The sequence below is a fragment of the Dorea sp. AM10-31 genome (genome assembly GCF_003435815.1).
GTDB classification, from domain to species: Bacteria; Bacillota; Clostridia; order Lachnospirales; family Lachnospiraceae; genus Dorea_D; species Dorea_D hominis.
In genome coordinates this window covers 550,509-576,884 of sequence record NZ_QTUV01000001.1, presented here as the reverse complement: position 1 = coordinate 576,884, position 26,376 = coordinate 550,509, and the positions used below count along the sequence as shown (strand labels likewise).

The following is a 26,376-nucleotide window of genomic DNA, read 5'->3' as shown; positions in this document are numbered from 1 at the left end:
TTGCATTATGGAAAAAAGGAACAAGTGCACAAGATTCCTCACTCAGATAACAAATAAATAAAGGAATATTAGAGGAGGAGAATTATGGCGACTCAAAAAGAAAATCAGAGAAATTCGCAGTATAAATACGCATCTACGAGAGAAAAATTATGTTTTGGTATTGGAGCTATTGGAAAAGATGCCATCTGTAATCTGGTAGGAGCATTTTTAATGCTTTATTTTACAGATACTTTGTATCTGGCACCGGCATTCGTCGGAGTACTGTTTTTTGTAGCAAGAATCTGGGATGCGATCAATGATCCGATGATGGGAATGATCGTAGATAATACACATACTCGGTTTGGTAAATTTAGAATCTGGCTGGTGATCGGAACTTTAGTGAATTCTGTTGTATTTGTTTTACTGTTCCATAGCTTTCATTTATCAGGAACTGCCTTGTATGTATATGTATCTGTAATGTATATTTTATACGGAATGACTTATACCATTATGGATGTTCCATATTGGTCATGGCTTCCAAACTTGACCAATGATCCGCATGAACGTGAAAAAGTATCTGTCATTCCGAGATTTTTTGCAAGTCTTGCAGGATTCTCAGTAGCAACATTTGGTCTTTATATTATTAATCATCTGAATAAGCTCGCAGGAGAAAGTAATCTTTATGCAGAAAAAGGATACACTTTATTTGCTATTATTATCGCAGTCGTATTTATCATTACGATCGGTATTACAGTATTCAATGTAAAAGAAGAATCTACAGTTGGTGCATCAGCAGAAAAAACAAGTTTGAAACAGGCATTTCACGTAATTGTGAAAAATGATCAGCTGCTTGCTTTTATAGGTTTGCTTCTGACATTTAATCTTTGTACACAGATTGCAAAAAGTTTTGCTGTTTATTATTTCAAATGCGTTTGTCATGATGAATATTTGTATTCTATTTTTGGATTTGCGATCATCGCTGAAATGGCCGGACTTGTATTTTTCCCGAAAATTGCCAGCAAGATCAGCCGTGAAAAAGTGTATGCATTTGCATGTGGACTTCCGATTGCGGGTTTCATCCTTCTTGGAATAGCAGGATATGTTGCTCCGCAGAGCAAGGTATTGGTTGTAATCTGCTGTGCACTGCTGTTCTTTGGTTCAGGACTTTCACTTGGTGTAACAACTTGCTGTATGGCAGATGTAATTGATTATGGAGAAGTAAAATTCGGAGTACGTAATGAAAGTGTAACTTGTTCTGCACAGACATTTCTTATGAAGGCAGCAACAGCTGCTGCAGGTGGATTAACCGGAATCGGACTTCAGATTGTAGGATACAATGCAAAAGCAACAGCTCAAAGTGCAGGAACCGTATTAGGAATCCGCGTATTGATGATTATCATTCCGATTATTCTCGCAATTGTTAGTTTTGGTATTTACAAAAAATATTATATTTTAAAAGGTGAGAAGATGGAAGAAGTTACAAGAAAAGTAAACGAAATGCATGCCAGAAAGCAGGATGCATAATTTAAATATAAAAATAAAAGAGGTAGTTTATGAGAAAAATTATTTTCCATAAGGAAACAAAAACATTTCATTTATATAATGACAAAATCAGCTATATTTTATGCGTATTAGATAATGGGCATTTAGGACAACTGTATTTTGGTAAACGAATTCATGATAAGGCAGATTTCTCCTATTTGGTGGAAAAATGTGGACGACCAATGACATCTTATATTTATGAGTGGGATCGTAGTTTCTCGTTGGAACATATCAGACAGGAATATCCGGTTTATGGGACAACAGATTACAGACATCCGGCAATAGAGTTATTGCAGGAAAATGGAAGCAGAATCAGTGAATTTCAGTATGATGGATATGAGATCTCATCCGGGAAACCGAAACTTTCCGGACTTCCGGCAACTTACACAGAAGCAGAAGAAGAAGCACAGACACTGCGTGTTTTCCTGAAAGATTCTTTGACAGGTGCTCAGTTGGAGTTGTTGTATACTATTTTTGAACAATACAGTGCAATAGCAAGAAGTGCACGTTTAAAAAATAGTGGAAATCAGAATTTACATATATTAAATATGATGAGCTTAAGTCTGGATCTTCCGGACAAGGATTATATATGGATGCAGTTATCCGGTGCATGGTCAAGAGAGCGTTATGTGAAAAACAGAGTTTTAGAACAGGGAATTACAGCAATCGATAGTATGCGTGGAAATTCCTCTCATGAGCATAATCCATTTATGGTATTGAAACGAGAGAATACAGATGAAAATGTAGGAGAAGCCATTGGTGTTAGCCTTATATACAGTGGAAATTTTCGGATACAGGCAGAAGTGGATACCCATGATGTTACAAGAATTACAGCAGGTATTAATCCGACAGGATTTGATTGGAAATTAGAACCTATGGAGAGTTTTCAGACACCTGAAGCAATGCTTGTATGTAGTGATCAGGGACTGAATGGAATGAGTCAGACTTTTCAGAAATTATATGCCAAAAGGCTGGCAAGAGGATATTGGAGAGACCGGACCAGACCAATTTTGAATAATAATTGGGAAGCAACTTATTTTGACTTTACGGAAGATCGGCTTGTTGAGATTGCCGGAAAAGCTAAAGAATGCGGAGTTGAATTATTTGTACTGGATGACGGATGGTTTGGCGCAAGAAGAAATGACAGAGCCGGTCTTGGTGACTGGGTAGCAAATCCGGATCTTTTACCAAATGGGATAAAAGGTTTATCTGAAAGAATTGAGAATCTGGGGATGAAATTCGGTCTCTGGTTTGAACCGGAAATGGTAAACAAAGATTCAGATTTATATCGTACACATCCGGACTGGATCATTCAGACCCCGGGAAGAAATACTTCTCATGGAAGATATCAGTATGTACTGGATTTTTCAAGAAAAGAAGTTGTGGATTGCATTTATAATATGATGGAAAAATTATTGTCAGAAGCTAAGATATCTTATATCAAATGGGATATGAATCGCAGCATTACAGAGTGTTACAGTGTAAAACTTCCGGCAGACAGGCAGGGAGAGATATTTCACCGTTATATTTTAGGCGTATATGATTTATATGAACGTCTGACAATGGCATTTCCGGAAGTATTATTTGAATCCTGCGCGAGTGGTGGCGGAAGGTTTGATCCTGGCATGTTATATTATGCTCCGCAGGGATGGACAAGCGACGATTCAGATGCAATTGAACGTCTGAAGATTCAATATGGGACTTCTATGTGTTATCCACTCAGCAGTATGGGAAGTCATGTATCGGTTGTTCCGAATCATCAGGTATTTCGTAATACTCCGTTACATACCCGTGCGAATGTTGCATATTTTGGAACCTTTGGATATGAGCTGGATCTGAATAAATTAACAGAGGAAGAAATCAAAGAAGTAAAAGAACAGATTGTATTTATGAAAGAATACAGAGAGGTGTTGCAGTTCGGAACATTTTACAGATTGAAGAGTCCGTTTGATGGAAATGAAACTGTCTGGATGGTGACCAATGAAGATCGTACACTTGCGATTGTAGGTTATTACCGTGTGTTAAATGGAGTTAATCAACCGTATAGTCGTGTCCGTTTACAGGGACTGAATCCGGATATGCTTTATGAAAATGTCTGGAATCATACAGAAAATTATGGAGATGAGCTGATGAACTTTGGACTTATCACTTCTGATGTAACAGCAGGAGAAGTGCCGGGAGATGCTGTCCCGTGTACGGATTTTGAATCAAGAATATATATGTTAAAAGGGAAAAAGGAGTAGGAGGAAAGAAGAACAATGAAAATAACAAAACGGACTGGGATGATGATTTTAGGAATCTTGTTTATTGGTCTGTGTGTGTCTTTCCTTCGTTTGTCCGGGTTTGGCGTAGATCCTTTCAGTGCAATGAATCTTGGAATCAGTGGATTTATCGGCTGGAGTTTTGGAACATGGCAGTTATTGATGAATGCAGTGATTCTTGTAATAGTATTTTTCCAGGCAAGGCATTGCATTGGTGCAGGAACTATCATTAATATGATTTTTGTTGGATATATCGCAGATTTTGTTTGTTGGCTGGTACAGGATGTAGTACAGATAGAGATGTCTCTTCCGCTTCGTATAATTGCGCTTGTACTCGCCCAGTTAATGGCATCAATGGGAGTTGCATTATATATGGTTGCGGATATGGGAATTGCACCATATGACAGTGTGGCAATCATTATTGAAAAGCTGACACATCAGAAAATCCCATTTCATAAAGCAAGAGTACTTTCAGATGTGGTTGTAGTAATTGTTGGAATTGCATTTGCAAGCGCATCAGAAGCAGGAATCTGGGCTGTTGCAGGAATTGGTACAGTGATTAATGCATGTTTCAACGGACCCTTGATTCAGTTTTTTAAAACAAAACTTGAAAAAATGTAAAGATTCCTGTAAAGAAATGTAATAAAAATTTATACCCCCGCAATAAAAAGGAAAAAGAATTGAATTTAAAAGGTTCTTCTATGATCGAATAAAAATCATAGGAGAACTTTTTTTGTAAAAACAGGATTGCGAGGCAGAAAGGCTACGTTTATAATAAAGAATAGAGAATATAAGGGGAAAAAGACAGATGGCAGAAGAGTTAAAAACGAGAAGAATAAACCGGGAGGATATGCTGGAGCTGACGCGTCGCATGACAATAAGCCGTAACTGTTTTTCGAGAGTTGTAGGAGCGTATTTTGATGAAGAAGGATATGTGGATGGTACATTTAATATTCATTTCTTGAAATTATCAAAAGTGGATCAGGGAAAAAATTTGAAGCTTGCAAAGGCAATCCCGTTTGCAGATACAAACAGGCAATTAAAAGAATATGTATTTCCGGAGACGGCAAAAAAGTCGGGAAGTATTTGGCAGCTTCTGATGGCATTGAAAGAGTGTGAACTCAAAAATGACGGACTTCTGGAAACATTTTACGAAATCCTGGGAGAGAAGCTTAACCAAAACAGGGAATATGGATTTTATCTGTTTTATGGCTGCTATGATGTGCCGAGAAAAGGCAACGACAAGACAGAACAGTGGGAATCCGAAGAAGTATATCCGTTCCTGACAGGTGTATTTGCGCCGGTCAGTGGAGATTACGAGATGGACGAGCCGCAGTTTGGCTTTTTATTTCCGGCATTTTCGGACCGGAGTGGAGATCCCGGAGCGATTGCATGGTATGAGAAGAATGCAGGCAGACCACATGAGGAATTCTTACAGCTGTTGCAATTAATGTGATTACAGAGTTTGCGCTTGATTCTGACAGAAGATAGAAAATCAGCAAAAGACAGAAGTATTATTTAAAGGGGGATAAAAGATGTATTATGTACCTGATGGCACACAGATGTGTGGCTATTATGAATGTGAAGAGTGTGGGAATCGTTTCTTATCACTTACGGTAAGACCACAGATGGTCTGTCCGGCATGCGGTGAGCAGCCGGATATGGAGATCGGCCCGGATGAGCCGATGCCTGTAATAGAAGAAACGGCAAAATTATTACAGGTAATCCAGGGCGAAGATGAAGTAGAGAAAATGGATACTTTGATTTCCCTTGCAGTAACAGGCGGAAATGAAGAGTGGATATAACGAGCATAAAATACAGCAAAATCCTGATAGTTTGCACCCGGTAACGCTTAAATAAAAAAGAGGAAAGTAAAAAAACGCATTGTAGCAAGTTTAATCGCTGCAATGCGTTTTTTATAATATTCGGAAAAGCCACCAGTGACAGTATCACGGGTTACAGTTTTTACACGGCTCATACCCCGAATTGATGAGCTCAGAGCGTTTCCCGGTATATGTTTTCTTATTCTTATCTTTCATCATCTTCACGCTCCGGCAGTCCGGTTTGTGAAATTTGTTCGTGTTCTCATTAATGATGTAAGTTCCTTTTGCGGAACTCTGTCCGGAACGGCGTGAATCTTTCGCAGAGCTGTCGCCAGTCTCATAATCAATCTTGATTCCCGGCTGTACGTTATACACATATACGCAGTAGGAAATGCCTTTGCCTTTGTCCTCAACAGATTCCGCTTCCATCAGTACACCGTCAGCCAGTAAGTTTTCATCCGTATATATCGGCGTTACCCGGTACAGAACGTGGTTGTTTGTCTCTTTTACATAGTCAGCAACCATATTTTCAAAAGGCAGCATGCCATCTACATTCAGATAGCGCGTTCCGGTCATGAGATTACTTTCGTTCGCATTTTCTGCGGTGAGCTGATAACCGATCAGATGACAGCGGTTGTAGAGGTATTTGCCGTCTACGTTGTTGTACTTCACTGTGTGCCAGCCGGAAGGTTTGACCATACCGATCCGTCCGCGCTTTTCCGTTGGCATGGTTGCTTTGCAGACATTGGCATAAGCAGTGCGGCAGCGGCCGAGCGCATCTAATTTGCTGTACTTTTCAAAGACTTTTTTCGTCAGGTCCGACTTCTTAAAAAATGGTACATTGTTATGAACCTTGATATAAGGCGAACCAGAGTACTTCGGTATCTTAGAAGTACTTACAGCCGAAGTTTTTGCCTTAGAAGCGGCAGCCTTTGTCTTGCCTGCGGTATCAGAACCGGCAGTATTACCGGAATCCGCCTGTGCAGATGTATCATCCGAATTGTCTTCGGCATTCGTATTTTGATCTTCAGATGAAGCAGATTCCTGCGTAGTCGTTTCTTTAGAAGACGAAGACTGTGAACTGTCCCCGGCATCCGCACAGCCACCGAGCACCAGCACACCGGCAAGTATAATATTTGCAAGTAATAACTTTAATTTTTTCATCTTGTCCATATCTCTCTCGTTATCTTATCGTGTGAAAATCCCTTGAACTCCTTCTGGTCTGCCAGAGTCCAGCCGTGCAGATCAATGTCAAAATAATAATCAGCCGGGTAAACACGATTCCAGTGATACAGAACAATCTCATCCAGTCTCGATTCATCAATCAAATATTGTCCGTTTTCAATAAAACAATAGTCGTTGTCATCTGCCTGGATCAGAAAATTATTTGCAACCTGGATCCGGGATGTATCGTCCGTTTCAAACTGTTCAAGACTGTATTCATTCATCCAGATCCGTTCCGGCATCGTATAGGCAAGAATGTCATGACGCACTTCGCGGTCCTTCGACTGACGACGCCGGTTGAACATCATGCCATTGTTGTCATCAACGCAAATAATAAGTTTCATGTAAGCTCCCCTTTCCCTTACTAATGGTAGTGGTTTTATTATACCACAGATGACGAAACTATGTTCGTATAAATTTTACCAGAAATGAATCGTTTAAAATTAAAAGTTGCACTTGTGCTTGCCGGAAGAAGTCACAACTATGAATCCGAGCGAGTGGCATTTACAGCCGCCAATAAATTACATCAGAAATTCCGGGAGCATCATAAATCCATGTGTTGCCGAGTGCATTCTTGAATTTATTGACAAGATATCAGAAAATGTATAGGACGGAACCGGCTTAAACGATTGTACCGGGATGCATTTCGATATTATTTCCTGAGAATATCTACAGTATGAGATCCGGCACCGACAAGCTCCGGACGTTCACATATGGTCAGATGATAACGGATAAATGCTTCAAATGTGGCTTCGTCCATTGCATTTAATACCGGACGCATATAATCCGAAGGACCGTCGGCTGAAATGACCTTAATCCGTTTCAGACCGGCGGCTTTATTATAGGCATCCATATCTTCAAGCCGTACATAATCATAGAGATCTTCCGCTTCCGGCTGTACACGGAAATCTTTGCTGATCTTGCCATTTTCCAGACATTCGAGAATGTGATTCTGCCTGAACCCGTAAGTCAGGATACTGTATTCATTCATGCAGTATGCAACAAGCATGACACCATCATCTTTCAGAACACGTTTCGCTTCTTTCAAAGCTTGTACTTTCTCTTCTGTCGTGAGCAGATGATACATCGGCCCAAAGACAAGCACCATGTCAAATTCATTGTCCGGGAACCGTGAAAGCTTCAGGGCATTTCCCTGATAAGCTTTGACGGTACTGTTTTTCTGCTTTAAAATCCCAAGATTGTATTTTACAAGCTCGACAGCCGTAACATCGTAGCCTTCTTCGGCGAGTGCGACACTGTAACGTCCGGTTCCTGCGCCGACATCCAATATTTTCGCATGAGGATCATCCGGCAAATAGGCATGGATATATTTCATGGAAGTTGTAAATTCTACCTGCCCGTGCCGGCTATTCAGACGCTTCTCTTCATTAAATTTATTATAGTATTTTTCTAATTCTGTCATCATAGTAAATAAGGCTCCTTCATAAGTCGCTGAGTTCGTTTAAAAGTATAGCATATTCTGAGGATTTTGAGAGGAAATCACAGAATTTTTACCATTTTCAGGGGAGATTTGAAAAGTTAGATTCGGTATGGTATGCTAGAAAGGTAAAAGATAGAGAACAAGTAAGAATAAAGGAGGAATCTATCACTATGATAAATTGGAAGAACACAGATACCCTGGCTTCTTATCAGGAGCTTGCAAATGTAAAACGTGTGAATCTTGCAGAAGCAATGTCCGGTGAGCAGGGAGCAGAGCGTGTGAAAAATTACAGCGTTTCTATGACAGAGGGACTTAATTATAATTATGCTGCAAAAGAAGTAGATGATACTGTGATCGATGCACTTGCCAAACTGGCAGATGAAGCACAGCTTGTTGATAAATTCGAAGCACTTTACAACGGAGAAGTAATTAATACAGGAGAGAACCGTCTTGTACTTCATCATCTGACACGTGGACAGCTTGGAGATAAAGTAGTGGCAGACGGTGTAGATAAACGAGCATTCTATGTAGAACAGCAGGAGAAGATTGCTGATTTTGCAAACAAAGTACATGCAGGAGAGATTGTAAACGGAGCCGGCGAGAAATTTACAACTGTCGTACAGATCGGTATCGGCGGAAGTGATCTAGGACCACGCGCAATGTATCTGGCACTTGAAAACTGGGCAAAGAAAAACGGTCTGTTTAAAATGGAAGCTAAATTTATCAGTAACGTAGACCCGGATGATGCGGCAGCAGTTCTTAATTCCATTGATGTTGCACATTCTATTTTCGTACTGGTATCCAAGTCCGGAACAACATTAGAGACCCTGACCAATGAATCTTTTGTAAAAGATGCATTAAAGAACGCAGGGCTGGATGCAAGTAAGCATATGATCGCTGTAACAAGCGAGACATCACCGCTTGCAAAGAGTGATGATTACCTTGCAGCATTCTTCATGGATGACTATATCGGAGGACGTTATTCTTCTACATCGGCAGTTGGTGGAGCTGTACTTTCACTGGCATTCGGACCGGAAGTATTTGCACAGTTTCTGGAAGGAGCAGCGGCAGCAGACAAATCTGCAATGAACAAAGATGTGCGTAAGAATGCGGCACTTCTGGATGCTATGATCGGAGTATATGAGAGAAACATCCTTGGTTATCCGGCAACAGCAGTACTGCCTTATTCACAGGCTTTAAGCCGTTTTCCGGCACATTTACAGCAGCTGGATATGGAATCCAATGGTAAATCTGTAAACCGTTTCGGAGAGCCGGTAGATTACGTGACAGGACCGGTGATCTTCGGTGAGCCTGGAACAAACGGACAGCATTCTTTCTACCAGCTTCTGCACCAGGGAACAGATATTGTACCGCTTCAGTTTATCGGATTCAAGAACAGCCAGATTGGCACAGATGTTGTGATTCAGGACAGCACAAGCCAGCAGAAATTATGTGCAAACGTTGCAGCACAGATTGTCGCATTTGCATGTGGTAAATCTGACGAAAACCGCAATAAGAACTTCGAAGGCGGACGTCCGTCAAGCATTATCATCGGAGAGAAGCTTGATCCGAAGACATTAGGTGCGCTGCTTGCTCATTATGAGAATAAAGTAATGTTCCAGGGATTTGTATGGAACCTTAACAGTTTTGACCAGGAAGGCGTACAGCTCGGAAAAGTCCTCGCAAAACGTGTACTTGCACACGAGACAGACGGAGCACTGAAAGTATTCAGCGATCTGTTGAATATTTAATATACGAAACAGTTTAAAAAAGGGGTAGTCCGAATAAGGATGCCCTTTTTTAGATATGTGTAAAATTGGATGTAGTAGCCAGATTATGAATAATGATCATGGCATCATAATAAAAGAAAAAATCCCCACAGCTTGTACCGATTTATTAACAGAATGGATACAGGCTGTGGGGTATTATCGTTATAGAAGTGTTATTAATAAATTATGGCAACTATATTATAAAGTTGTATCATTAAATGACCCAATAGTATTTAGCGCACACAGATATAAACCATATAAGCTGCATACATCAGAAGCATAAGGATACCTTCTTTGCGGTTGATCTGCTGCCTGGTCCATGCAAATGCAAGAACGATCACGCTCATAATAATGAGCAGGATAATGTCGATGACATTTTCCATCAGGAATGAGATCGGGCTGATCACAGTTGCAATTCCGAGTACGAATAAAATATTGAAAATATCTGATCCGATGACATTGCCAAGTGCCATATCAACTTCGCCTTTTTTAGCGGCGACCAGTGAGGTGACAAGTTCTGGAAGACTGGTTCCCATAGCTACGATCGTAAGTCCGATTAGTGTCTGGCTGAGTCCCATGCTGGAAGCAATGGACGATGCACCGTCAACAACGAAATCTCCGCCAAATTTGATTGCGATCATGCCTCCGATAATAAAGACAAGACTCTTCCATGTTGGCAGGATTGCAATATTTTCTTCTACAAATTCAGCCTGTTCTATCTGGCCTGACTGTGCCGGATCCGAGAGAACTGCTGCACGGGCTTTCTTTGCAGACTGGATCATCCAGAGCAGATAGCCGACAAAAAGAACCAGGAAGATAATTCCGTCAATGTGTCCGAGTGTCATGCCGATATAGCCGAGTACAAGCATCAGTGCCGCACAGATGATAGAGAGCGGAAATTCCTTCTTCAGTGTATCCTGGCGGATCGTCAGAGGAGAAAATAATGCGCAGGCGCCACAGACAACCATCAGATTGAAAATGTTCGATCCGATGACATTGCTGACGGCAAGGCTGTTATTATTGGCAAGTGACGCAGTCACGCTGACTGCACATTCCGGAAGACTGGTTCCCATAGCAACGATCGTCATACCGATGAGCATGGCAGGAACATGGAATTTCTTAGCGACAGAAGAACTTCCTTCGACAAAAAAATCCGCTCCTTTGATAAGTAACACAAATCCAATCACGAGAATCAGAATAGCTTTTAATAATTCCATTTTACGAAATCCTTTCTGAAATTTTTGAATAAATAATGTATTTTATATTTATATAATGATACCCAAATTTGGAAGCCTGAATCCACATGAGATTGCTCATGAGCGGATGAAAGACTTGCTGGACATTACATCTATTCTATTACATACAGTGCTAAAATGCAACAAAATTAGAAACCCCTATTTTTAACAGTTATGTTACTAAAATGAGGTAGAAAAGCCATATATTCTATGGTATCATAAACAAAATATATTTTCCTTAGAAAGAGAGAATCATTATGCAGGTAGATGAATTTGAAATATCAAAACCAATCGATCTTAAGAAGCTGTTCCGTCTGCTTGCGTAGCTTCTTGAATGGGACATAATAAGCGCAGAAAATAACAATAAAAATATCCCCATTGTGTGTGGTGCCACAATGGGGATATTTTCTATATTTTGTTGTTAAAATAAGGGGGCTTTTTTATACGCTCGGCTCAAGCGCTTCCTCAGATTCAACAGCTTCTGTAGTTTCTGCGATAATTTCTTTTACAAGTATTCCTTTCTTTTCGCGGATGTGTTTGAAAACTGTTCCGCCTATAAATCCTGCAAGTAAACCGCCTGCTGCTGCAAATGCAAGAGAGATTACAACAGTTCCCGGCGCATTAAATGCAAACGGTGCAAGAAGTCCAGGAATTGGAGAAGCTGTACCAGGCGCATTATTCACAATGTGGAATACCGCCGCTGAGATACCTGCAAGTCCGCCGCCAAAGAAATTCGAACAATAAATAGGAATTGGATTGGCAGTTACGATCGGGGCCTGTGTTAAAGGCTCTAACATAACGCCGATTACGTTACCTCTGTTACCAAGTTTCAATTTGTGGAATATCATACCGTTTGTGAAAGAACCACCAAAGCATGCAACTGCGGCAATACCCATTGGAAGTCCTGTCAGCCCTAACATGGCTGTCAGTGCCATAGAACTTAACGGTGATGTACAGATCATTTTCATAATACCACCGAGCAAGAATCCCATAACGATCGGGGACTGATCGGTTGCTGCTGAAATTGTAAGACCGATTCGTGATAATAAGATGTTCACACCCGGTTCTACACTTACAACGATAATACGTGCGATTGGAGCGACTGCAAGAGCACCAACGATTACGTTCACACCTTCCGGAAGTTTCTTTTCAATAATCGGTGCAACAAATCCTACGATATATCCTGCGATAAATCCAGGAAGAATTCCGTAACCTGCAACGGCTACACCGGCTACTACTCCGTATAACGGGTTAGCTCCCATACAGATTGGAACCATGATTGCCGCTGCAACACCACCCATGCTTCCAGATGTGGTTCCAACCTGTTTTAAAAATGAAATACCAAACAAATCTCCGCTGATATAGCTGTGAATTGCCTCAACAAGGAATGTTGCAACGGCTGCATCTGCCATACCTGACATTGCAAGCGATCCCTTCGGCATCTTAAGACTGAACAGTGAAAATACTGCTAATGTTGCGACTAATAAAGCTACACCTGATAAAACTGTTACCATACGTTACACCTCTCAACTTTCTTTGATTTAAAAATTCTATAAGTCCGTCCGTTTATTGATAGGTATAATATATATGCACGGTTACAAAAAGTTTCAATAGGTGACAATATGCATACAAATAAGCGCGATTATTGCAAATCATTGTGCATTTTGACAACGAAAAGCGAGAGAAGTCAGAAAATGACGAATCTTCAAATTACCATGTCTGACAGATTTTTGACGAATACAATCCATTTCTTTCCGCACCTGTTCAAAATTGTAAAGTGTACTGGAATAATCAACGAAGATCTCGTTTGAGTAATCATCCAGACCGAGATGTGCCAGATTGACAAGACCGTTAAATGCAGTACGGCGGATACGCTGCTCCATGGACTTCGGATTATCACAGAATTTACTGCACAGTTCGCTGACAGTCATTGTATCCACGCTTTCCGGGTGCATACACATGTATTTGACGATCGTAATAATATCTTTGCTACCGGTATCGCCTATAATTCCGAGACGTGTAAGGATCGTGCGTAGATTTGCTTCAATCTGCTGCTCATTTGCTGACTTGGAAACAGAGGATTTGTTTGTGTCAGGGGTAAAAATATTATGCATCTGCTGAACCATCCGTTTCATGGAAAGACCGTCGCTGACTTTGCGGATGATGGATTCCACTTCTACGCTGTTGATTGGCTTCTGGATGAAAAATTCTACACCGGCTTCATAGGCAGAAGCAATCATATCCTTGGAAGCAACCTGTGACAGCATAATATAGGCTGCGTCCGGAAGAATTTTTTTCGCTTGCTTGATGAAAGAAATGCCGTCCATCTCCGGCATAAGGAAATCGACAAGAACGATGTCCGGGCGCATAACAGGCAGATCTGCCAGTGCCTCTGCTGCGTTTTCCGCACTTCCGCAACAGACACCGAGTCCACGCGTATTTACGATCAGTTTTAAAATGTTTGTAATGTTTTTATCGTCATCTATAAAATAAAAAGACATCATGATTTGATCACCTCAATTTGATTCTTTGGTATGCTTACTGTAAAAGTTGTATTTCCCGGCACGGATGCCAGTTCGATTGAACCGCCGAGACGTTTTTCGACAAGATCTTTCACAAGACCAAGACCGATTCCACGGCTTACTTCCCCGGTTTCAAAATTAATTTTGGTTGAGAAACCGGTATTAAAAATCTCATCTTTGTATTCAACCGGGATTCCCGGACCGTCATCTGTAATTTTGAAAATGACAGCTTCATCCTGGGAAAATATGGAAATTATAAGAGTTACGGTCTGTTCCTGTGCGGCTTCCAGTGCATTGATGAGAAGATTCCGGAAAATGGATAACAGCTCATAATGTTTGGAAGTATAAAAATTTGTTTTGCAGATAAATTTAAAATTCAGTGTCTTATCCATGGAATCAGCAAGTGTAAACATGGAAGTCTTAAGCAGTGTGAAAATCTCTTCCAGATACATGCCGTCCTGTTCGACTTCCTCGTTCAGTGCTTCGGAAATTCCACGCATGATCAGAAGGTATTCTTTCTTGATCTCGTGGATATCTCTTGCAGTTGCCAGAGCGGAAGTAGATAATTCTGCCGGAACATCGGCCTCCGTCAGCTCCTGATATAATTTGTAAGAATGATTCATTGTCTCTTCAATAAGCAAAGTATTTTTCTGCATCCAGACCATTTCCCCATTCAGTTTGGAAATGAGAAGAACGAGGCGCTGATAACGTTCTTCATGTTCCTTTTGCAAAAGGAGCATCCGGTATTTTGCAAAAAGTGTCAGAATCAGCCAGACCACACAGGAGCGGAAAAAAGCTGTCAGGAAAATACCTGTCTGCAGGCGGATATGAAATGCGGAAATATCCAGACGTACAAGCAGTTCCAGAAAGTTTGCCACATAGTCAATTACGGTCAGAATGAGTAGTGTGTGATTTCGGTTCGGATATTCTGAAAATGCAGTTGTGTCCACATCTTTTCGCTGCGTCAGTCTTCTGAAAAAGCTTTTGCCGGAAGATTTCCATGATGTTATATTTTTAACATATATATATAGAAGAAATCCGTAGCAAAGATAGAATGTCATTTCAGGAAAATACCGGGAAATCGGTGCTGTGGTATCTGTTACGATCCATGCAAGCAGCATACGGAGTGAACAGACGCCGACTGCTGAAAGCACTGTCACCGGAATCAGTGGAAAATCCTGGATCAGAAATGTCATGGTAGACAAAAAAATCACAGCAACAGATAGCTGAAAGTTCCGGGTGAACAAGCTGATGCTTAGCTGTGAGAGAATAATAATGACTGCACTGTAAAAACATGATTTCTTTATCGGTATGTTCATTGTAAATTATCCTCAGTGAAAAAATTCTGTTCGCATATCGTGGCGGGTTCCAAAGTTTGTCATCCATATATGAGCAAGCTCATATGGATTTAGACTTTTGAACCCTAGTATCATATCTAGTGTATCTGACAAAATGACGAAAATCAATAGTTATACTATGATTATTTTTGTTATATTTATAATAACATAACAAAATATTTTTTGACAAATATTAGAGGATTATTGTAAACTATAAACAGTTTCCAAAAGACTGCATTACGGATTGGTATGGTAATTGCAGAGGGGTAACAAATCTAATAAGAAAGAAGGAACAACAAATGACAGTACCAGAGAGACTCGAAGCACTTCGCAAACGGATGGAGGAGAAGAAGATTGATGTTTATGTAGTGCCAACCGCTGATTTCCATCAAAGTGAATATGTTGGGGAACATTTCAAGGCGAGAAAGTTCATCACAGGATTTTCTGGTTCCGCAGGGACAGCAGTCATCACAAAGACAGAGGCAAGACTGTGGACGGACGGACGTTATTTCATCCAGGCTGCAAAGCAGTTGGAAGAATCTACAGTAGAGCTGATGAAGATGGGAGAACCGGGTGTGCCGGAGATGAATGATTACATCGAGAAAGTGTTACAGGCAGGGGAAACACTTGGATTTGACGGAAGAGTAGTATCTGTCGGAGAAGGTCAGGGCTATGCGGACATTGCAGCAAAGAAAGACGCACATGTGAATTACCAGGAAGATCTGATCGATGAGATCTGGAGTGACCGCCCGGCAATGTCAGAAGAACCGGCATTTGATCTGGATGTGAAATATGCAGGAGAGACGGTTGCTGACAAACTTGCAAGAATCCGTAAAGAGATGAAGGATGCAGGAGCGAATACACATGTAATGACAACACTGGATGATATCTGTTGGATGCTCAATATCCGTGGAAATGATATTGATTTCTTCCCGATGGTATTATCTTATGCGATCGTTACAATAGATGGCGTAGAGCTGTATATTGATGAACGTAAACTGGATGATGCGTTGAAAGCAAAGCTGGCAGCAGATGGTGTGAAACTTTATCCGTACAATGACATTTATGAAGATGTGAAAAAGTTTACAGAAGATACAGTTGTGATGGTTGATCCAGGTAAACTGAACTATGCAATTTTCAATAATATTCCGGAAAATGTGAAAACAATTGAGCAGAGAAATCCGGCAATTCTTATGAAAGCAATGAAGAACCCGGTAGAGATCAAAAACATCCGCAAAGCCCAGATCAAAGACAGTGTAGCTCATGTCAGATTTATGAAATGGCTGAAAGAGAATGTCGGAAAGATGAAGATCACAGAGATGAGTGCGTCAGACAAGCTGGATGAGTTCCGTGCAGAGATGGGCAATTTCATCCGCCCGAGCTTTGAGCCAATCTCTTCCTTTGGAGAGCATGGAGCAATTGTGCATTATACATCATCTCCGGAGACAGACGTTGAGCTGAAAGAGGGACAGCTGTTCTTAACAGATACAGGCGCCGGATTTTATGAAGGATCTACAGATGTAACAAGAACTTATGCATTAGGCGAAGTGCCGCAGATCATGAAAGACCATTTTACATTGGTTGCGATCAGTAACTTGCAGCTTGGCAATGCGAAATTCTTAGAGGGATCTACAGGTATGGTTCTGGATATCCTTGCAAGAAAGCCTTTCTGGGACAGAGATTTGAACTTCAATCACGGAACAGGACATGGAGTTGGTTATCTGCTTAATATCCACGAAGGACCGACTGGATTCCGCTGGAAATACCGCCCGGGCGAGACTGAGCCGCTTGCAGAAGGCATGATCATCACAGATGAGCCGGGAATCTATATTGAAGGGTCCCACGGTATCCGTCTGGAAAACGAACTTCTGACAAAGAAAGGAACTCTGAACGAATATGGACAGTTCATGTATTTTGAAGCGATTACACTGATTCCGATGGACTTAGATGCCATCAACCCGGATATCATGACAGCAGAAGACAAGAAGCTGCTCAATGATTATCATGCGAGAGTATACGAAGTGATTTCGCCATATCTGAATGACGAAGAGAAAGCATGGCTTGAGAAATACACAAGAGCAATTTAACAGAGATAGAGAACTTCATGGCTGGCGCTTCCCGTTTCCGGTGGCGCCGGCTTTATTGCTATATATTTTTAGAAAAATTGAAAAAATCACAAAAAAACACCTCAAAAAAAGTGTATATTTGGTTAATCTGTTTGTTATAGAAGAGCTATAATAAGACCGTAACAAGGAAACCTACTTAACACACCTCTTTGTATTGTAAAGCAAAGTCGAAGGATGCTAAGCATATCAGATTTTTGGAGGAAAAGATAAATGAATACTTTAAAAGCTGAAAAAAGAAGCATGGACATCAAGGCAAAGAAATTAAGAAGAGAAGGATTTGTTACGGGCAATGTATTTGGCCGCGAGATGAAAGAATCTGTTCCGGTAAAAATGGACAAAAAAGAAGTAGAAAGCCTTCTGAAGAAGAACAATAAAGGAAGTCAGGTTATGCTTGATGTTGACGGAACAAAACATAACGTACTGATTAAGGATATTCAGTTTGATCCGATTAAAAAACAGATCAACGAAGTAGATTTTCAGGCATTGGTAAGCAACGAAGCAGTTCACTCTGTAGCTGAGATCGTATTAGTTGATGCCGAGAAAGTAACAACAGGCGTATTGGAAGAACATCTGGAAGAAGTAGCATTTAAGGCATTACCGAAAGACCTTGTAGATAAGATTGAAGTCAATGTAGGCGATATGCATGCAGGTGATACAATCAAAGTAAAAGATCTGGATATTGCCAAGAATCCGGAGATTACATTATCTACGGATCCGGAAGCACTGATCGTAAGTGTAACAGAAGTTCATGCATCAGCAGATGATGAAGAAGCTGAAGACGGAGAAACAGCAGAAGCATAATATAAAATGCCTGGATAGAAAATTTGAGATTGTAAAAAATAAGAAGCACATTCTGACGCGAGAGTTGGAATGTGCTTCTTGTTAAATGCTCAAATTTGTGAGCGTTTATTTCACCGTAAGTATCTTGGAAAAGCTGACTTTTGTACCGGTTTTCAATTTAGCAGTAATCTTCACCTTACCGGTTTTGGAGCCTTTCTTCACAATTCCGTTCTTATTGACAGTAGCGATATCTTTATTGCTGCTGGTCCAGGTAAAGCTGGATGGATTAAGAATTGGGCGTGCATACATGTATGGACTGTTGTAGTCGGTATACAGCAAGAAGCTAAAAGCATATCTCCCTGGAAAAGAAAAGCCAAAAAGGGATACCTCAACAAGCCAAGAGCATATCCCCAGGGCAAAGAAAAGCAACAAGGAAGCTGGACTCCACGGATACACAATATATCCGCGGAGCCCAGCTCCCTTATTTTTTATATATGCATGAAAATTCATCCTCGGCGGGAGAAGCGAAAAGCAATTCTACTTAAGGAAATACTTCAGGCGTATCCCTACCGCAAAAATTCATTAATAACATGTAGCACGCCATCATCGTCGTTGGACTTGGTGATGTAATCGGCGCGTTCGCGTACGAGCGGCTGTGCGTTCGCCATGGCAACGCCAAGGCCGGCGGTCTCGATCATCGTAATGTCGTTGTAGCCGTCGCCGCAGCAGATCATCTGATCTGAAGTAAGACCGATGCTGGATAACAGCTTCAGGAGAGAATGTGCCTTATCCACCTGCGGAGGCATGATCTCCAGGAAGAACGGATCGGAGCAGTAGATGTAGAGGTAAGAACGGAAATAATCCGTCACTTCCTTCTGCGCCTTTGCAATGATCTCCGGTTCTCCTGTTACAAGAAACTTGTTCGCCGGTTCTTTAATACTTGTCGCAAAATCATCCGTCTCGATGATCGGCATGTGATTGATCCGGGATTCCAGCTCGGTATATTTGTTCGGCTTAATTCCGGAGAGGATATTATCTGCTGTATAAGACAAAATATCCAGCCCGTCATATTTTCTTAAAATCTGCAGAAGAGGCTCTACAATATCTCCCGGAAGAGTCTTATTATAGATCGCCTGCATACTTCTGCAATCGGTAATTCTGGCACCGTTAAAAGAGAGAATATAGCTTCCGTAGTCTTCCAGATGTAGTTGTTTCGCGAGTGGAAGAACTCCCTTGGTCGGACGTCCGCTGGCAAGCACGACTTTCTTGCCCTGCTCCTGAATATCGATCAGAGCTTCCAGAGTAGGTCTGGAAATCTCTTTCTTCGAGTTGGTCAGCGTACCGTCGAGGTCCAGTGCTAATATCTGATATTCCATGGAATCTACACTCCTACAATGCTTCCAGAGCCTCTACCAGTTCAGGAAAATGCATTCCATGAGAAGCTTTGACAAGGACATTGTCTCCCTCTTTCATAATATTTTTCATCTCTGCAAGGAAATCCGCTTTTGTTTCAAACCAGTGTACTTCTGTACCGTCTACGGAAGCACCGTTTGCAATCTCTTTCGCAAGATCTCCGATCGCGCATACAACATCTACACCTTTTTCAGCGGCATATGCGCCTGTCTCGTGGTGCAGTTCTTTTTCATTTGCACCAAGTTCACCCATATTTCCAAGGACAGCAACTTTACGTCCGATCGCCATATCGAGAACATCAATGGATGCCTTTGTAGAAATCGGATTTGCATTGTAGCAGTCATCTAAGATCGTCAGCTTATCGGTAATGATGATGTGGTTTCTTCCCGGAATAGACGGGAGATTCTCGATACCGGCTTTGATTTCTTCATTTGTCAGATCAAGGCTGTATCCGACAGCGGCACCTGCCAGCGCATTGGATACCATGTGGATACCCGGAAGCGGAACAACGCAGTCAAAAGAAGTTCCGTTTGGCATGTGGAGCGTGCATGAAGTTCCTTTAAGTCCGAGCGGTTTAATATCTGTTGCGCGGAAATCACTGTTGTCACCGGTTCCGAAGAATACAGGCTCTACACCTTTGATCGGACCGGATTCACGTAAAATATCATCATCTCCGTTGAAAATGATGGTTCCGCCATTTTTCATATCCTGGATCATCTGGGATTTCTCCTGGAAGATACCTTCTCTTGTCTTGAAAAATTCCAAGTGGGCAACACCGATGTTCGTGATCACACATACATCCGGACTTGCAACAGAAGAAAGTCTGCGCATCTCGCCGAAGTGGTTGACTCCCATTTCCAGAATAGCAACCTGGTTCTCCTCGTTCATTTCAAAAATTGTGATCGGAAGTCCCCATTCGTTATTGAAATTTCCTAATGTCTTATGAACATTGTATTTCTGGGAAAGTACAGATGCGATCATCTCTTTTGTACTTGTCTTTCCGACACTTCCTGTAATTCCGACAACCTTTACATCGAAAGAATCACGGTACAGTTTCGCAATGTCTAAAAGTGCCTGACCGGTTGATTCTACCAGAATATACGGGTAATCGGTTTCGCCCAGATCTTCATGGGAAACGACACACATTGCGCCCTTCTCGATTGTATCCGGGATAAATTTATGTGCATTTACATTTTCCCCGTCAATAGCGACAAAAAGGTAATCTTTCTCGACTTTACGACTGTCGATCACGACACCTGCTACTTCCTGGGAAAGTTTGGATGTATCGCCGTGATAAGTTCCTTTACAGGCCTTGGTGATATTTTCCAAAGTAAGGTTTTTCATAGAATAAATTCCTCCTTATTGGTAGCGTGCTTTGATTGATTCATCAATGATCTGCTCGCACAGATCACCATATTCCAAACCGGCAGCCTTCGCAGCCTTCGGAATCAGACTCGCCGGAGTCATACCCGGAAGTCCGTTCATTTCCAGACAATAGAACTTACCGTCTGTATCGTCAACGATAAAGTCAGCGCGTGCATACACATCCATGCGTAAAGTGCGGAATGCTTTCTCTGCCATGCGCTTCATTTTCTTCTGTGTCTTCTCATCGAGAGAGACCGGAGGGCAGATTTCCTGTGCACCGCCTGCCTGGTATTTGTTCTCGTAGTTGAACACACCGTCTTTAGGAATGATCTCTACGATCGGAAGTGCTTTGCCGGCGAGAATACCACAGGCAAATTCTCTTCCTTTGATATAAGGTTCAATTACAACTTCTTCTTCCTGATGGACATCAAAAGACTGATGGATCGCATCAAGATATTCTTCTTCGGTGTGAACGATAAATACACCGATGCTGGAACCGCCGGAGCATGGTTTGATAACCAGTGGAAGATAATATCCCAGCTCGTCAAGCGGGGTATCCTTTGTCTGGCGGTTCAGGGAAGTTCCTCGCGGAGTTGCTACACGACTCATTTTAAAGATCTGTTTGGCAACTAGTTTATTCATAGAAAGGGAACAACCCAGAGAATTCGGACCGGTATAACGGATGCCGAGGATATCAAAAGTAGCCTGCAACTTTCCGTTCTCACCGACAGAACCGTGCAGAGCCATAAAAGTAATATCTGCAATACGGCACAGCTCGATGACGTTCGGTCCAAGATAGCAGTCGGACTGATCAGGTCGGGACTTTTTCAAAGCATCGAGATCCGGCATCGTTGTTTTGATACCTTCTGCAATACCAAGTCCGGCGTCCGGAAGATCGAAGACTTCGTCCAGTTTATCCGCATCATAAGGTAGTCCAAAATAAACGTCCAGCAGATAAGCCTGATGCCCACTTTCGCGTAGTGTTTTACAGATTCCTGCTCCGGAAATAAGTGATACATCGCGTTCAGGACTGAGTCCTCCGGCTAATACTATAATTTTCATAAAATAAATTCTCCTTACTTAGTCAGATATGCTCATCTGATCAAGCAGCGATTTTTTTACATCGTATAATTTCTGTGATAAATCCACATGGATACGATGTGGGTAGAAGAGACGTTTGGTCTCATCCCAGAGTGTATCCTTCTCTTGCTTGCAGTAAGCTGCAATCTCCATAACAGAAGGAGAGTTGTAGACACATTCACCATTTATGAAGACCGGAACGAGGATCTCACGCATTGTGTATGTGCCACCCGGAAGCCTGGTCTTCTTCCATGTCTCGATTGGATCAAATAATAACAGATCTTCATTGGTGTCATATTCTTCGCCGGCAAAACAGATCAGATCAGCTTTGAGTTTTCCTGTTTCTTTATCATAGATACGATAAATGGTTTTGTTACCAGGATTTGTGATTTTTTCTGTATTTTCAGAAATCTTAATCTTCGGAATAAATTCTCCGTCCTGATTCTTTATGGCAGCCAGCTTATATACACCGCCGAAAGACGGGCAGTCCTTGGAAGTGATTAGATTTGTACCGACACCCCAGGAATCGATGGCTGCTTTTTGCATCTTCAGATCGTGGAGAAGGAACTCATCCAGATCATTGGATGCGCAGATGGTTGCATCTTCGAATCCGGCAGCATCCAACATCTTGCGTGCTTCTTTAGAAAGGTATGCAAGGTCGCCACTGTCAAGACGGATTCCGTATTTTTTGAGGGGATGACCAGACTCTTTAAATTCCCGGAATACACGAATCGCATTCGGTACACCGGATTTGAGAGTATCATACGTATCGACAAGTAATGTGCAGTTATCCGGATACATTTTCGCATAGTTCTTAAATGCAGTATATTCATCCTTGAAGCTCATGATCCAGCTATGTGCATGTGTACCCATGACCGGAACATCAAAAAGCTGTCCTGCAAGAACATTGGATGTGCCGACGCAGCCGCCGATCATAGCAGCTCTCGCACCATAAAGTCCGGCATCCGGTCCTTGTGCACGTCTCAGACCAAATTCCATAATACCGTCGCCGTCTGCCGCAAAGACAATTCGGGAAGTCTTCGTAGCGATCAGTGACTGATGATTGATGATGTTCAGGATCGCAGTCTCTACAAGCTGTGCCTCCATGATCGGAGCGATCACTTTTAACAGTGGCTCTTTTGGAAATACAACGGTTCCTTCCGGAATTGCATAGATATCACCACTGAAATGAAAACCGCTTAAGTAGTGCAGAAAATCCTCACTGAAAATGTGCAGACTTCTTAAGTAGTCCACATCCTCGTAAGTAAAATTCAGGTTCTTCACATAATCGATCACCTGCTCTAATCCGGCACATACAGAATATCCGTTGCCGCAAGGATTCTGGCGGAAGAAAACGTCGAAAATAACGGTTTCGTTCTGTTTCTCCTCATAGTATCCCTGCATCATTGTCAGCTCATAAAAGTCCGTCAATAACGTAAGATCTTGTCTGTTCATGGTCCCATTTGTCTCCTTTTTTATAAATTCCGTTCCATTATAGCACTTACAGAGAAAAAAGTAAAAGAAAAAAGAAAAGCCAGGCATTAGAGTAATGCCTGGTTCTTCTTAATGGTATCTTCAATAATCTTCTGACAGTTCTGTGAGAGCTGTTTTTTCTGTTCACGGTCCAGATCTTTTGCATAGATCGGCTTGCCATATTCGATGATGACGTGGGTCTTCTTAATGCGCGGGAACTGTTTCTCGAAAATCGAGATTGTGTTATTCATGCTGATCGGTATGATTGGACAACCACTTTTCTCAGCAATTTTAAAAGAGCCGCTGTGGAATGGAAGAACACTTAATTCTTCGCCGGTATTTCTCGTACCTTCTGGGAAAATGCAGATGGAGATTCCGCTTTTTACGTATTCAATTGCTTTGAGGATGGTCTTTAGTCCCTCTTTCGGGTTGTCACGGTCAAGGAAGAGGCAATAAAGGCGCTTCATCCATGTGCGGAGCAGAGGATAGCTCATCATTTCCTTTTTGGCAATGTATCCGGTGCGGCGTTTGCATCGGGAGTAAGTCAGAAGAATGTCAAAATAACTTCTGTGATTGCCAATGAAAAGTACCGGCTCATCCGGGATCCTTTCTTCGCCGATTACAGTGATCTCAGTTCCTGCAATCTTAAGCATAAATCGGAATGCAGCCTGCACCATGCGCAGACATTGATAATCGGCAGCTTCCTGATTAAATTTGCTGATGATCCATTCGATACCCAGTACCGGGATTCCGAGGATCAGATATAAAAATAAAGTAATGACTACCAAAATAAATCTAAACATTTGTATATCCTTTCTTTGCCTGGGGCGCTTAATCAAAGCGTCCATATAATAAGGTAAGTTCACGAAGGGTATCTGCGTATTCCGGTTTCAGATCTTGTGCACGGAAACGCCAGCTCCAGTTGCCGGCGGCTTTTCCCGGCGTATTCATGCGTCCTTCATCTCCGCAGAATAAAAGATCCTGCAGCGGATAGATCGCATAAGTGGCAATGCTGGAAAGCGCTGCCTTTATCAGCCCATAACCGATATTCTTCTCATCGGTTGTTCCGGTGTAAGCACAGACTTTTTTGCGGCAATGTTCCGGTAATGTCTCGTACCAGGAAAGAGTTGTAGCATTGTCGTGTGTTCCGGTGTAGCAGACGCAGACCGGAGATTCAAAACGGTGTGGCAGGTATGCATTTTCATCGGTAGAATCAAAAGCAAACTGCAGAACCTTCATGCCCGGGAATCCGAAATGTTCACGAAGCGCATTTACCTCATCCGTAATGATACCGAGATCTTCTGCAATGATCGGCAGATCGTCGCCGAGTGCCTGGGAGATCGCATCAAAGAGATCCCAGCCCGGCACCTTCGCCCAGTGTCCGTTGACGGCAGTCGGTTCGCCGTAAGGGACAGACCAGCATGCGTCAAAGCCACGGAAATGGTCGATACGCAGGATGTCCAGATTCTTAAGCTGTGTGCGGATACGCGAGATCCACCAGGAGAAATCGCTGTTCTTATGTGCATCCCATGCATAGAGCGGATTGCCCCAGAGCTGCCCGGCTGCAGAAAAATAATCCGGCGGAACTCCCGCAACAGAGAGCGGATACCCTTTCTCGTCCAGGTAGAATAGTTCTTTATTTGCCCAGACATCTGCACTGTCCATGGATACGAAGATCGGGATATCGCCGATGATCTGGATGCCTTTCTCATTTGCATATGCTTTCAGTCTGCCCCATTCTGTGAAGAAGATAAACTGCAGAAATTTGTAATATACGGCTTCTTTCTGCAAAAGCTGTTTTAATTCCTCTTTGTATTCCGGGGATGGGCTGCGGTACATATCCGGCCAGTCCAGCCAGCTTCTTCCGTCATTGGCGTCTTTGCAGGCGAGGAAAAGCGCATAATCCTCCAGCCAGGAAGCTTCCTCCTGACAGAAGCGTGCGAAATCCTGCTTTAACGGATCGCCCTCGTCTCTTTCGTAAAAACGGTTGTATGCAAGGCGGAAAATGCTGTGTTTCCACGGAATGACCGTTCCGTAGTCTACCTGTGCGCTGTCTCCGGCAGGTGCATCTTTCAGTTCATGGTCGAATAAAAGTCCCAGCTCTTTCAAATGATCCGGGCTTATAAGAAGCGGCTGCCCGGCGAAGGCAGAGAAACTCTGATACGGAGAATCTCCGAAACCTGTATGTGTTAGTGGAAGGATTTGCCAGAGTTTCTGTCCGGCGGCTTCCAGAAAATCAACAAAACGGTATGCCGTATGTCCAAGATCTCCGATCCCATATGGAGAAGGAAGTGATGTCGGATGCAGAAGAACACCCGCCTGTCGTCTGTATTGTTTCATAATTAAGTACTCCTTAGTCTGTTTCAATAAAATTCAACTGTTTGTGTGAATGTACAAAAGCACATTTTTATGGCAACACTTTTATAAGTATACACTAAAATTGGTATTTTTCATAGGTTCACTGTGTATGATATTAAAGAGAAATTGCAGGGTGAGTGTATGCGGAAGTGGTTGTTGTGTGCAGGACTTGTTCTCTGTTTGTGGATATTGTGTGGCTGTTCGATCCGGAAAGTGGATGACACGCAGAAAAGAAAAGCCGTATATGAAAATGTCCGGAGAGAGGAAATACCGGAAGAATGTAAGAAATGGATTGAGGAAAAGAAACAGGAACCATTTACCCTGACATACGAAGATCAGGGCAGTCTGTATCTGTTCTGCGGGTATGGAAGAAAAAAGCAGGACGGTTACCGGGTGAAGGTTGTAAAGATAGAAGAAACTTCCAATACAATTTTCTTTCAGACAGAACTTGTCGGTCCGAAAAGAGGAACCGTAAGAAAAAAGAAGGAGACCTATCCGTACTGTGTGGTGAAAATGAAAGCAGGCGGGAAGATGGTGGTATTTGAATGATACCAGGGGTTCAGGTCTGCAGCCATATGCGCAGTACGGAACAATCCGTGGGTATCATAAATATATGATGGATATTTTTATGGTGCAACAGCAAATAAC

23 protein-coding genes are annotated in these 26,376 nt (G+C 42.1%); 9 read left to right on the top strand and 14 right to left on the bottom strand.

The window, feature by feature from the left end; all coding sequences use genetic code 11:
* Positions 1-84 precede the first annotated feature (84 nt).
* The 5 genes from melB (at position 85) to DW125_RS02875 (ending at position 5,587) form a co-directional block, all read left to right on the top strand.
* Positions 85-1,503, top strand: coding sequence for a melibiose:sodium transporter MelB (gene melB / locus DW125_RS02895; protein WP_021860076.1), 1,419 nt, complete (start codon positions 85-87; stop codon positions 1,501-1,503).
* Between the two features lie 29 nt (positions 1,504-1,532).
* Positions 1,533-3,764: an alpha-galactosidase gene (locus DW125_RS02890; RefSeq protein WP_117537056.1), complete on the top strand. Its 2,232-nt coding sequence runs from the start codon at positions 1,533-1,535 to the stop codon at positions 3,762-3,764.
* 15 nt (positions 3,765-3,779) lie between these two features.
* Positions 3,780-4,403: a YczE/YyaS/YitT family protein gene (locus DW125_RS02885; RefSeq protein WP_117537055.1), complete on the top strand. Its 624-nt coding sequence runs from the start codon at positions 3,780-3,782 to the stop codon at positions 4,401-4,403.
* 187 nt (positions 4,404-4,590) lie between these two features.
* Positions 4,591-5,238, top strand: a complete 648-nt coding sequence (locus DW125_RS02880) for a DUF4317 family protein (protein WP_117537054.1) — start codon at positions 4,591-4,593, stop codon at positions 5,236-5,238.
* A 79-nt stretch (positions 5,239-5,317) separates the two neighbouring features.
* Positions 5,318-5,587, top strand: coding sequence for a hypothetical protein (locus tag DW125_RS02875; protein ID WP_117537053.1), 270 nt, complete (start codon positions 5,318-5,320; stop codon positions 5,585-5,587).
* 144 nt (positions 5,588-5,731) lie between these two features.
* Here DW125_RS02875 and DW125_RS02870 read toward each other — a convergent pair whose 3' ends face one another.
* The 3 genes from DW125_RS02870 to DW125_RS02860 form a co-directional block, all read right to left on the bottom strand.
* Positions 5,732-6,769, bottom strand: coding sequence for a DNA/RNA non-specific endonuclease (locus DW125_RS02870; RefSeq protein ID WP_117537123.1), 1,038 nt, complete (start codon positions 6,767-6,769; stop codon positions 5,732-5,734).
* Positions 6,766-7,173, bottom strand: a complete 408-nt coding sequence (locus DW125_RS02865; RefSeq protein WP_117537052.1) for a ribonuclease Z — start codon at positions 7,171-7,173, stop codon at positions 6,766-6,768. Before DW125_RS02865 ends, DW125_RS02870 begins: the two co-directional genes overlap by 4 nt.
* A gap of 308 nt (positions 7,174-7,481) precedes the next feature.
* Positions 7,482-8,255 (bottom strand): class I SAM-dependent methyltransferase, encoded by a 774-nt coding sequence (locus DW125_RS02860; RefSeq protein ID WP_117537051.1) that lies wholly within the window; start codon positions 8,253-8,255, stop codon positions 7,482-7,484.
* A 185-nt stretch (positions 8,256-8,440) separates the two neighbouring features.
* Here DW125_RS02860 and DW125_RS02855 point away from each other — a divergent pair, with 185 nt between their 5' ends.
* On the top strand, positions 8,441-10,021 hold the full coding sequence (locus tag DW125_RS02855) for a glucose-6-phosphate isomerase (protein ID WP_117537050.1): 1,581 nt from the start codon (positions 8,441-8,443) through the stop codon (positions 10,019-10,021).
* Between the two features lie 251 nt (positions 10,022-10,272).
* Here the strand turns inward: DW125_RS02855 and DW125_RS02850 are convergent, their stop codons facing one another.
* The 4 genes from DW125_RS02850 to DW125_RS02835 all read right to left on the bottom strand — a co-directional run bounded on the left by DW125_RS02850 (position 10,273) and on the right by DW125_RS02835 (position 15,115).
* Positions 10,273-11,256, bottom strand: a complete 984-nt coding sequence (locus tag DW125_RS02850; protein WP_117537049.1) for a calcium/sodium antiporter — start codon at positions 11,254-11,256, stop codon at positions 10,273-10,275.
* A 458-nt stretch (positions 11,257-11,714) separates the two neighbouring features.
* On the bottom strand, positions 11,715-12,788 hold the full coding sequence (locus DW125_RS02845; RefSeq protein ID WP_021859656.1) for a PTS sugar transporter subunit IIC: 1,074 nt from the start codon (positions 12,786-12,788) through the stop codon (positions 11,715-11,717).
* A 138-nt stretch (positions 12,789-12,926) separates the two neighbouring features.
* A complete protein-coding gene (locus DW125_RS02840) occupies positions 12,927-13,778 on the bottom strand; it encodes a response regulator (protein ID WP_117537048.1) in 852 nt (283 codons plus the stop codon).
* A complete protein-coding gene (locus tag DW125_RS02835; protein WP_117537047.1) occupies positions 13,775-15,115 on the bottom strand; it encodes an ATP-binding protein in 1,341 nt (446 codons plus the stop codon). The genes DW125_RS02840 and DW125_RS02835 overlap by 4 nt, the downstream gene beginning before the upstream one ends.
* A gap of 317 nt (positions 15,116-15,432) precedes the next feature.
* On the opposite strand from DW125_RS02835, the gene DW125_RS02830 reads away from it, so the two are divergent.
* Positions 15,433-17,220: an aminopeptidase P family N-terminal domain-containing protein gene (locus tag DW125_RS02830; RefSeq protein WP_117537046.1), complete on the top strand. Its 1,788-nt coding sequence runs from the start codon at positions 15,433-15,435 to the stop codon at positions 17,218-17,220.
* A gap of 249 nt (positions 17,221-17,469) precedes the next feature.
* Positions 17,470-18,060 (top strand): 50S ribosomal protein L25, encoded by a 591-nt coding sequence (locus tag DW125_RS02825; protein WP_021859660.1) that lies wholly within the window; start codon positions 17,470-17,472, stop codon positions 18,058-18,060.
* A gap of 105 nt (positions 18,061-18,165) precedes the next feature.
* Here the strand turns inward: DW125_RS02825 and DW125_RS13970 are convergent, their stop codons facing one another.
* The 7 genes from DW125_RS13970 to malQ all read right to left on the bottom strand — a co-directional run bounded on the left by DW125_RS13970 (position 18,166) and on the right by malQ (position 25,737).
* The gene (locus DW125_RS13970; RefSeq protein ID WP_158549879.1) at positions 18,166-18,348 is read right to left on the bottom strand and encodes an Ig-like domain-containing protein; all 183 of its coding nucleotides are present in this window, start codon (positions 18,346-18,348) and stop codon (positions 18,166-18,168) included.
* 257 nt (positions 18,349-18,605) lie between these two features.
* On the bottom strand, positions 18,606-19,415 hold the full coding sequence (locus tag DW125_RS02815) for a Cof-type HAD-IIB family hydrolase (protein WP_117537044.1): 810 nt from the start codon (positions 19,413-19,415) through the stop codon (positions 18,606-18,608).
* Positions 19,416-19,428: 13 nt separating this feature from the next.
* On the bottom strand, positions 19,429-20,796 hold the full coding sequence (locus DW125_RS02810; protein WP_021859669.1) for a UDP-N-acetylmuramoyl-tripeptide--D-alanyl-D-alanine ligase: 1,368 nt from the start codon (positions 20,794-20,796) through the stop codon (positions 19,429-19,431).
* A 15-nt stretch (positions 20,797-20,811) separates the two neighbouring features.
* Entirely contained in the window at positions 20,812-21,879 is a 1,068-nt protein-coding gene (locus DW125_RS02805) for a D-alanine--D-alanine ligase family protein (protein ID WP_117537043.1), read from the bottom strand.
* A gap of 18 nt (positions 21,880-21,897) precedes the next feature.
* Positions 21,898-23,352 (bottom strand): nicotinate phosphoribosyltransferase, encoded by a 1,455-nt coding sequence (locus DW125_RS02800; protein ID WP_021859671.1) that lies wholly within the window; start codon positions 23,350-23,352, stop codon positions 21,898-21,900.
* A gap of 86 nt (positions 23,353-23,438) precedes the next feature.
* Entirely contained in the window at positions 23,439-24,173 is a 735-nt protein-coding gene (locus tag DW125_RS02795; protein WP_117537042.1) for a lysophospholipid acyltransferase family protein, read from the bottom strand.
* A 28-nt stretch (positions 24,174-24,201) separates the two neighbouring features.
* Positions 24,202-25,737, bottom strand: a complete 1,536-nt coding sequence (gene malQ, locus DW125_RS02790; RefSeq protein WP_278336567.1) for a 4-alpha-glucanotransferase — start codon at positions 25,735-25,737, stop codon at positions 24,202-24,204.
* A 132-nt stretch (positions 25,738-25,869) separates the two neighbouring features.
* Here malQ and DW125_RS02785 point away from each other — a divergent pair, with 132 nt between their 5' ends.
* Positions 25,870-26,277 (top strand): protease complex subunit PrcB family protein, encoded by a 408-nt coding sequence (locus DW125_RS02785; protein ID WP_117537040.1) that lies wholly within the window; start codon positions 25,870-25,872, stop codon positions 26,275-26,277.
* The last annotated feature ends 99 nt before the right edge of the window (positions 26,278-26,376 follow it).

Bases quoted from the DNA above. Each gene is read 5' to 3' on its own strand.
- melB (WP_021860076.1), top strand. From the start codon at position 85: ATGGCGACTCAAAAAGAAAATCAGAGAAATTCGCAGTATAAATACGCA.
- DW125_RS02890 (WP_117537056.1), top strand. From the start codon at position 1,533: ATGAGAAAAATTATTTTCCATAAGGAAACAAAAACATTTCATTTATAT.
- DW125_RS02885 (WP_117537055.1), top strand. From the start codon at position 3,780: ATGAAAATAACAAAACGGACTGGGATGATGATTTTAGGAATCTTGTTT.
- DW125_RS02880 (WP_117537054.1), top strand. From the start codon at position 4,591: ATGGCAGAAGAGTTAAAAACGAGAAGAATAAACCGGGAGGATATGCTG.
- DW125_RS02875 (WP_117537053.1), top strand. From the start codon at position 5,318: ATGTATTATGTACCTGATGGCACACAGATGTGTGGCTATTATGAATGT.
- DW125_RS02870 (WP_117537123.1), bottom strand. From the start codon at position 6,769: ATGAAAAAATTAAAGTTATTACTTGCAAATATTATACTTGCCGGTGTG.
- DW125_RS02865 (WP_117537052.1), bottom strand. From the start codon at position 7,173: ATGAAACTTATTATTTGCGTTGATGACAACAATGGCATGATGTTCAAC.
- DW125_RS02860 (WP_117537051.1), bottom strand. From the start codon at position 8,255: ATGATGACAGAATTAGAAAAATACTATAATAAATTTAATGAAGAGAAG.
- DW125_RS02855 (WP_117537050.1), top strand. From the start codon at position 8,441: ATGATAAATTGGAAGAACACAGATACCCTGGCTTCTTATCAGGAGCTT.
- DW125_RS02850 (WP_117537049.1), bottom strand. From the start codon at position 11,256: ATGGAATTATTAAAAGCTATTCTGATTCTCGTGATTGGATTTGTGTTA.
- DW125_RS02845 (WP_021859656.1), bottom strand. From the start codon at position 12,788: ATGGTAACAGTTTTATCAGGTGTAGCTTTATTAGTCGCAACATTAGCA.
- DW125_RS02840 (WP_117537048.1), bottom strand. From the start codon at position 13,778: ATGATGTCTTTTTATTTTATAGATGACGATAAAAACATTACAAACATT.
- DW125_RS02835 (WP_117537047.1), bottom strand. From the start codon at position 15,115: ATGAACATACCGATAAAGAAATCATGTTTTTACAGTGCAGTCATTATT.
- DW125_RS02830 (WP_117537046.1), top strand. From the start codon at position 15,433: ATGACAGTACCAGAGAGACTCGAAGCACTTCGCAAACGGATGGAGGAG.
- DW125_RS02825 (WP_021859660.1), top strand. From the start codon at position 17,470: ATGAATACTTTAAAAGCTGAAAAAAGAAGCATGGACATCAAGGCAAAG.
- DW125_RS13970 (WP_158549879.1), bottom strand. From the start codon at position 18,348: ATGTATGCACGCCCAATTCTTAATCCATCCAGCTTTACCTGGACCAGC.
- DW125_RS02815 (WP_117537044.1), bottom strand. From the start codon at position 19,415: ATGGAATATCAGATATTAGCACTGGACCTCGACGGTACGCTGACCAAC.
- DW125_RS02810 (WP_021859669.1), bottom strand. From the start codon at position 20,796: ATGAAAAACCTTACTTTGGAAAATATCACCAAGGCCTGTAAAGGAACT.
- DW125_RS02805 (WP_117537043.1), bottom strand. From the start codon at position 21,879: ATGAAAATTATAGTATTAGCCGGAGGACTCAGTCCTGAACGCGATGTA.
- DW125_RS02800 (WP_021859671.1), bottom strand. From the start codon at position 23,352: ATGAACAGACAAGATCTTACGTTATTGACGGACTTTTATGAGCTGACA.
- DW125_RS02795 (WP_117537042.1), bottom strand. From the start codon at position 24,173: ATGTTTAGATTTATTTTGGTAGTCATTACTTTATTTTTATATCTGATC.
- DW125_RS02785 (WP_117537040.1), top strand. From the start codon at position 25,870: ATGCGGAAGTGGTTGTTGTGTGCAGGACTTGTTCTCTGTTTGTGGATA.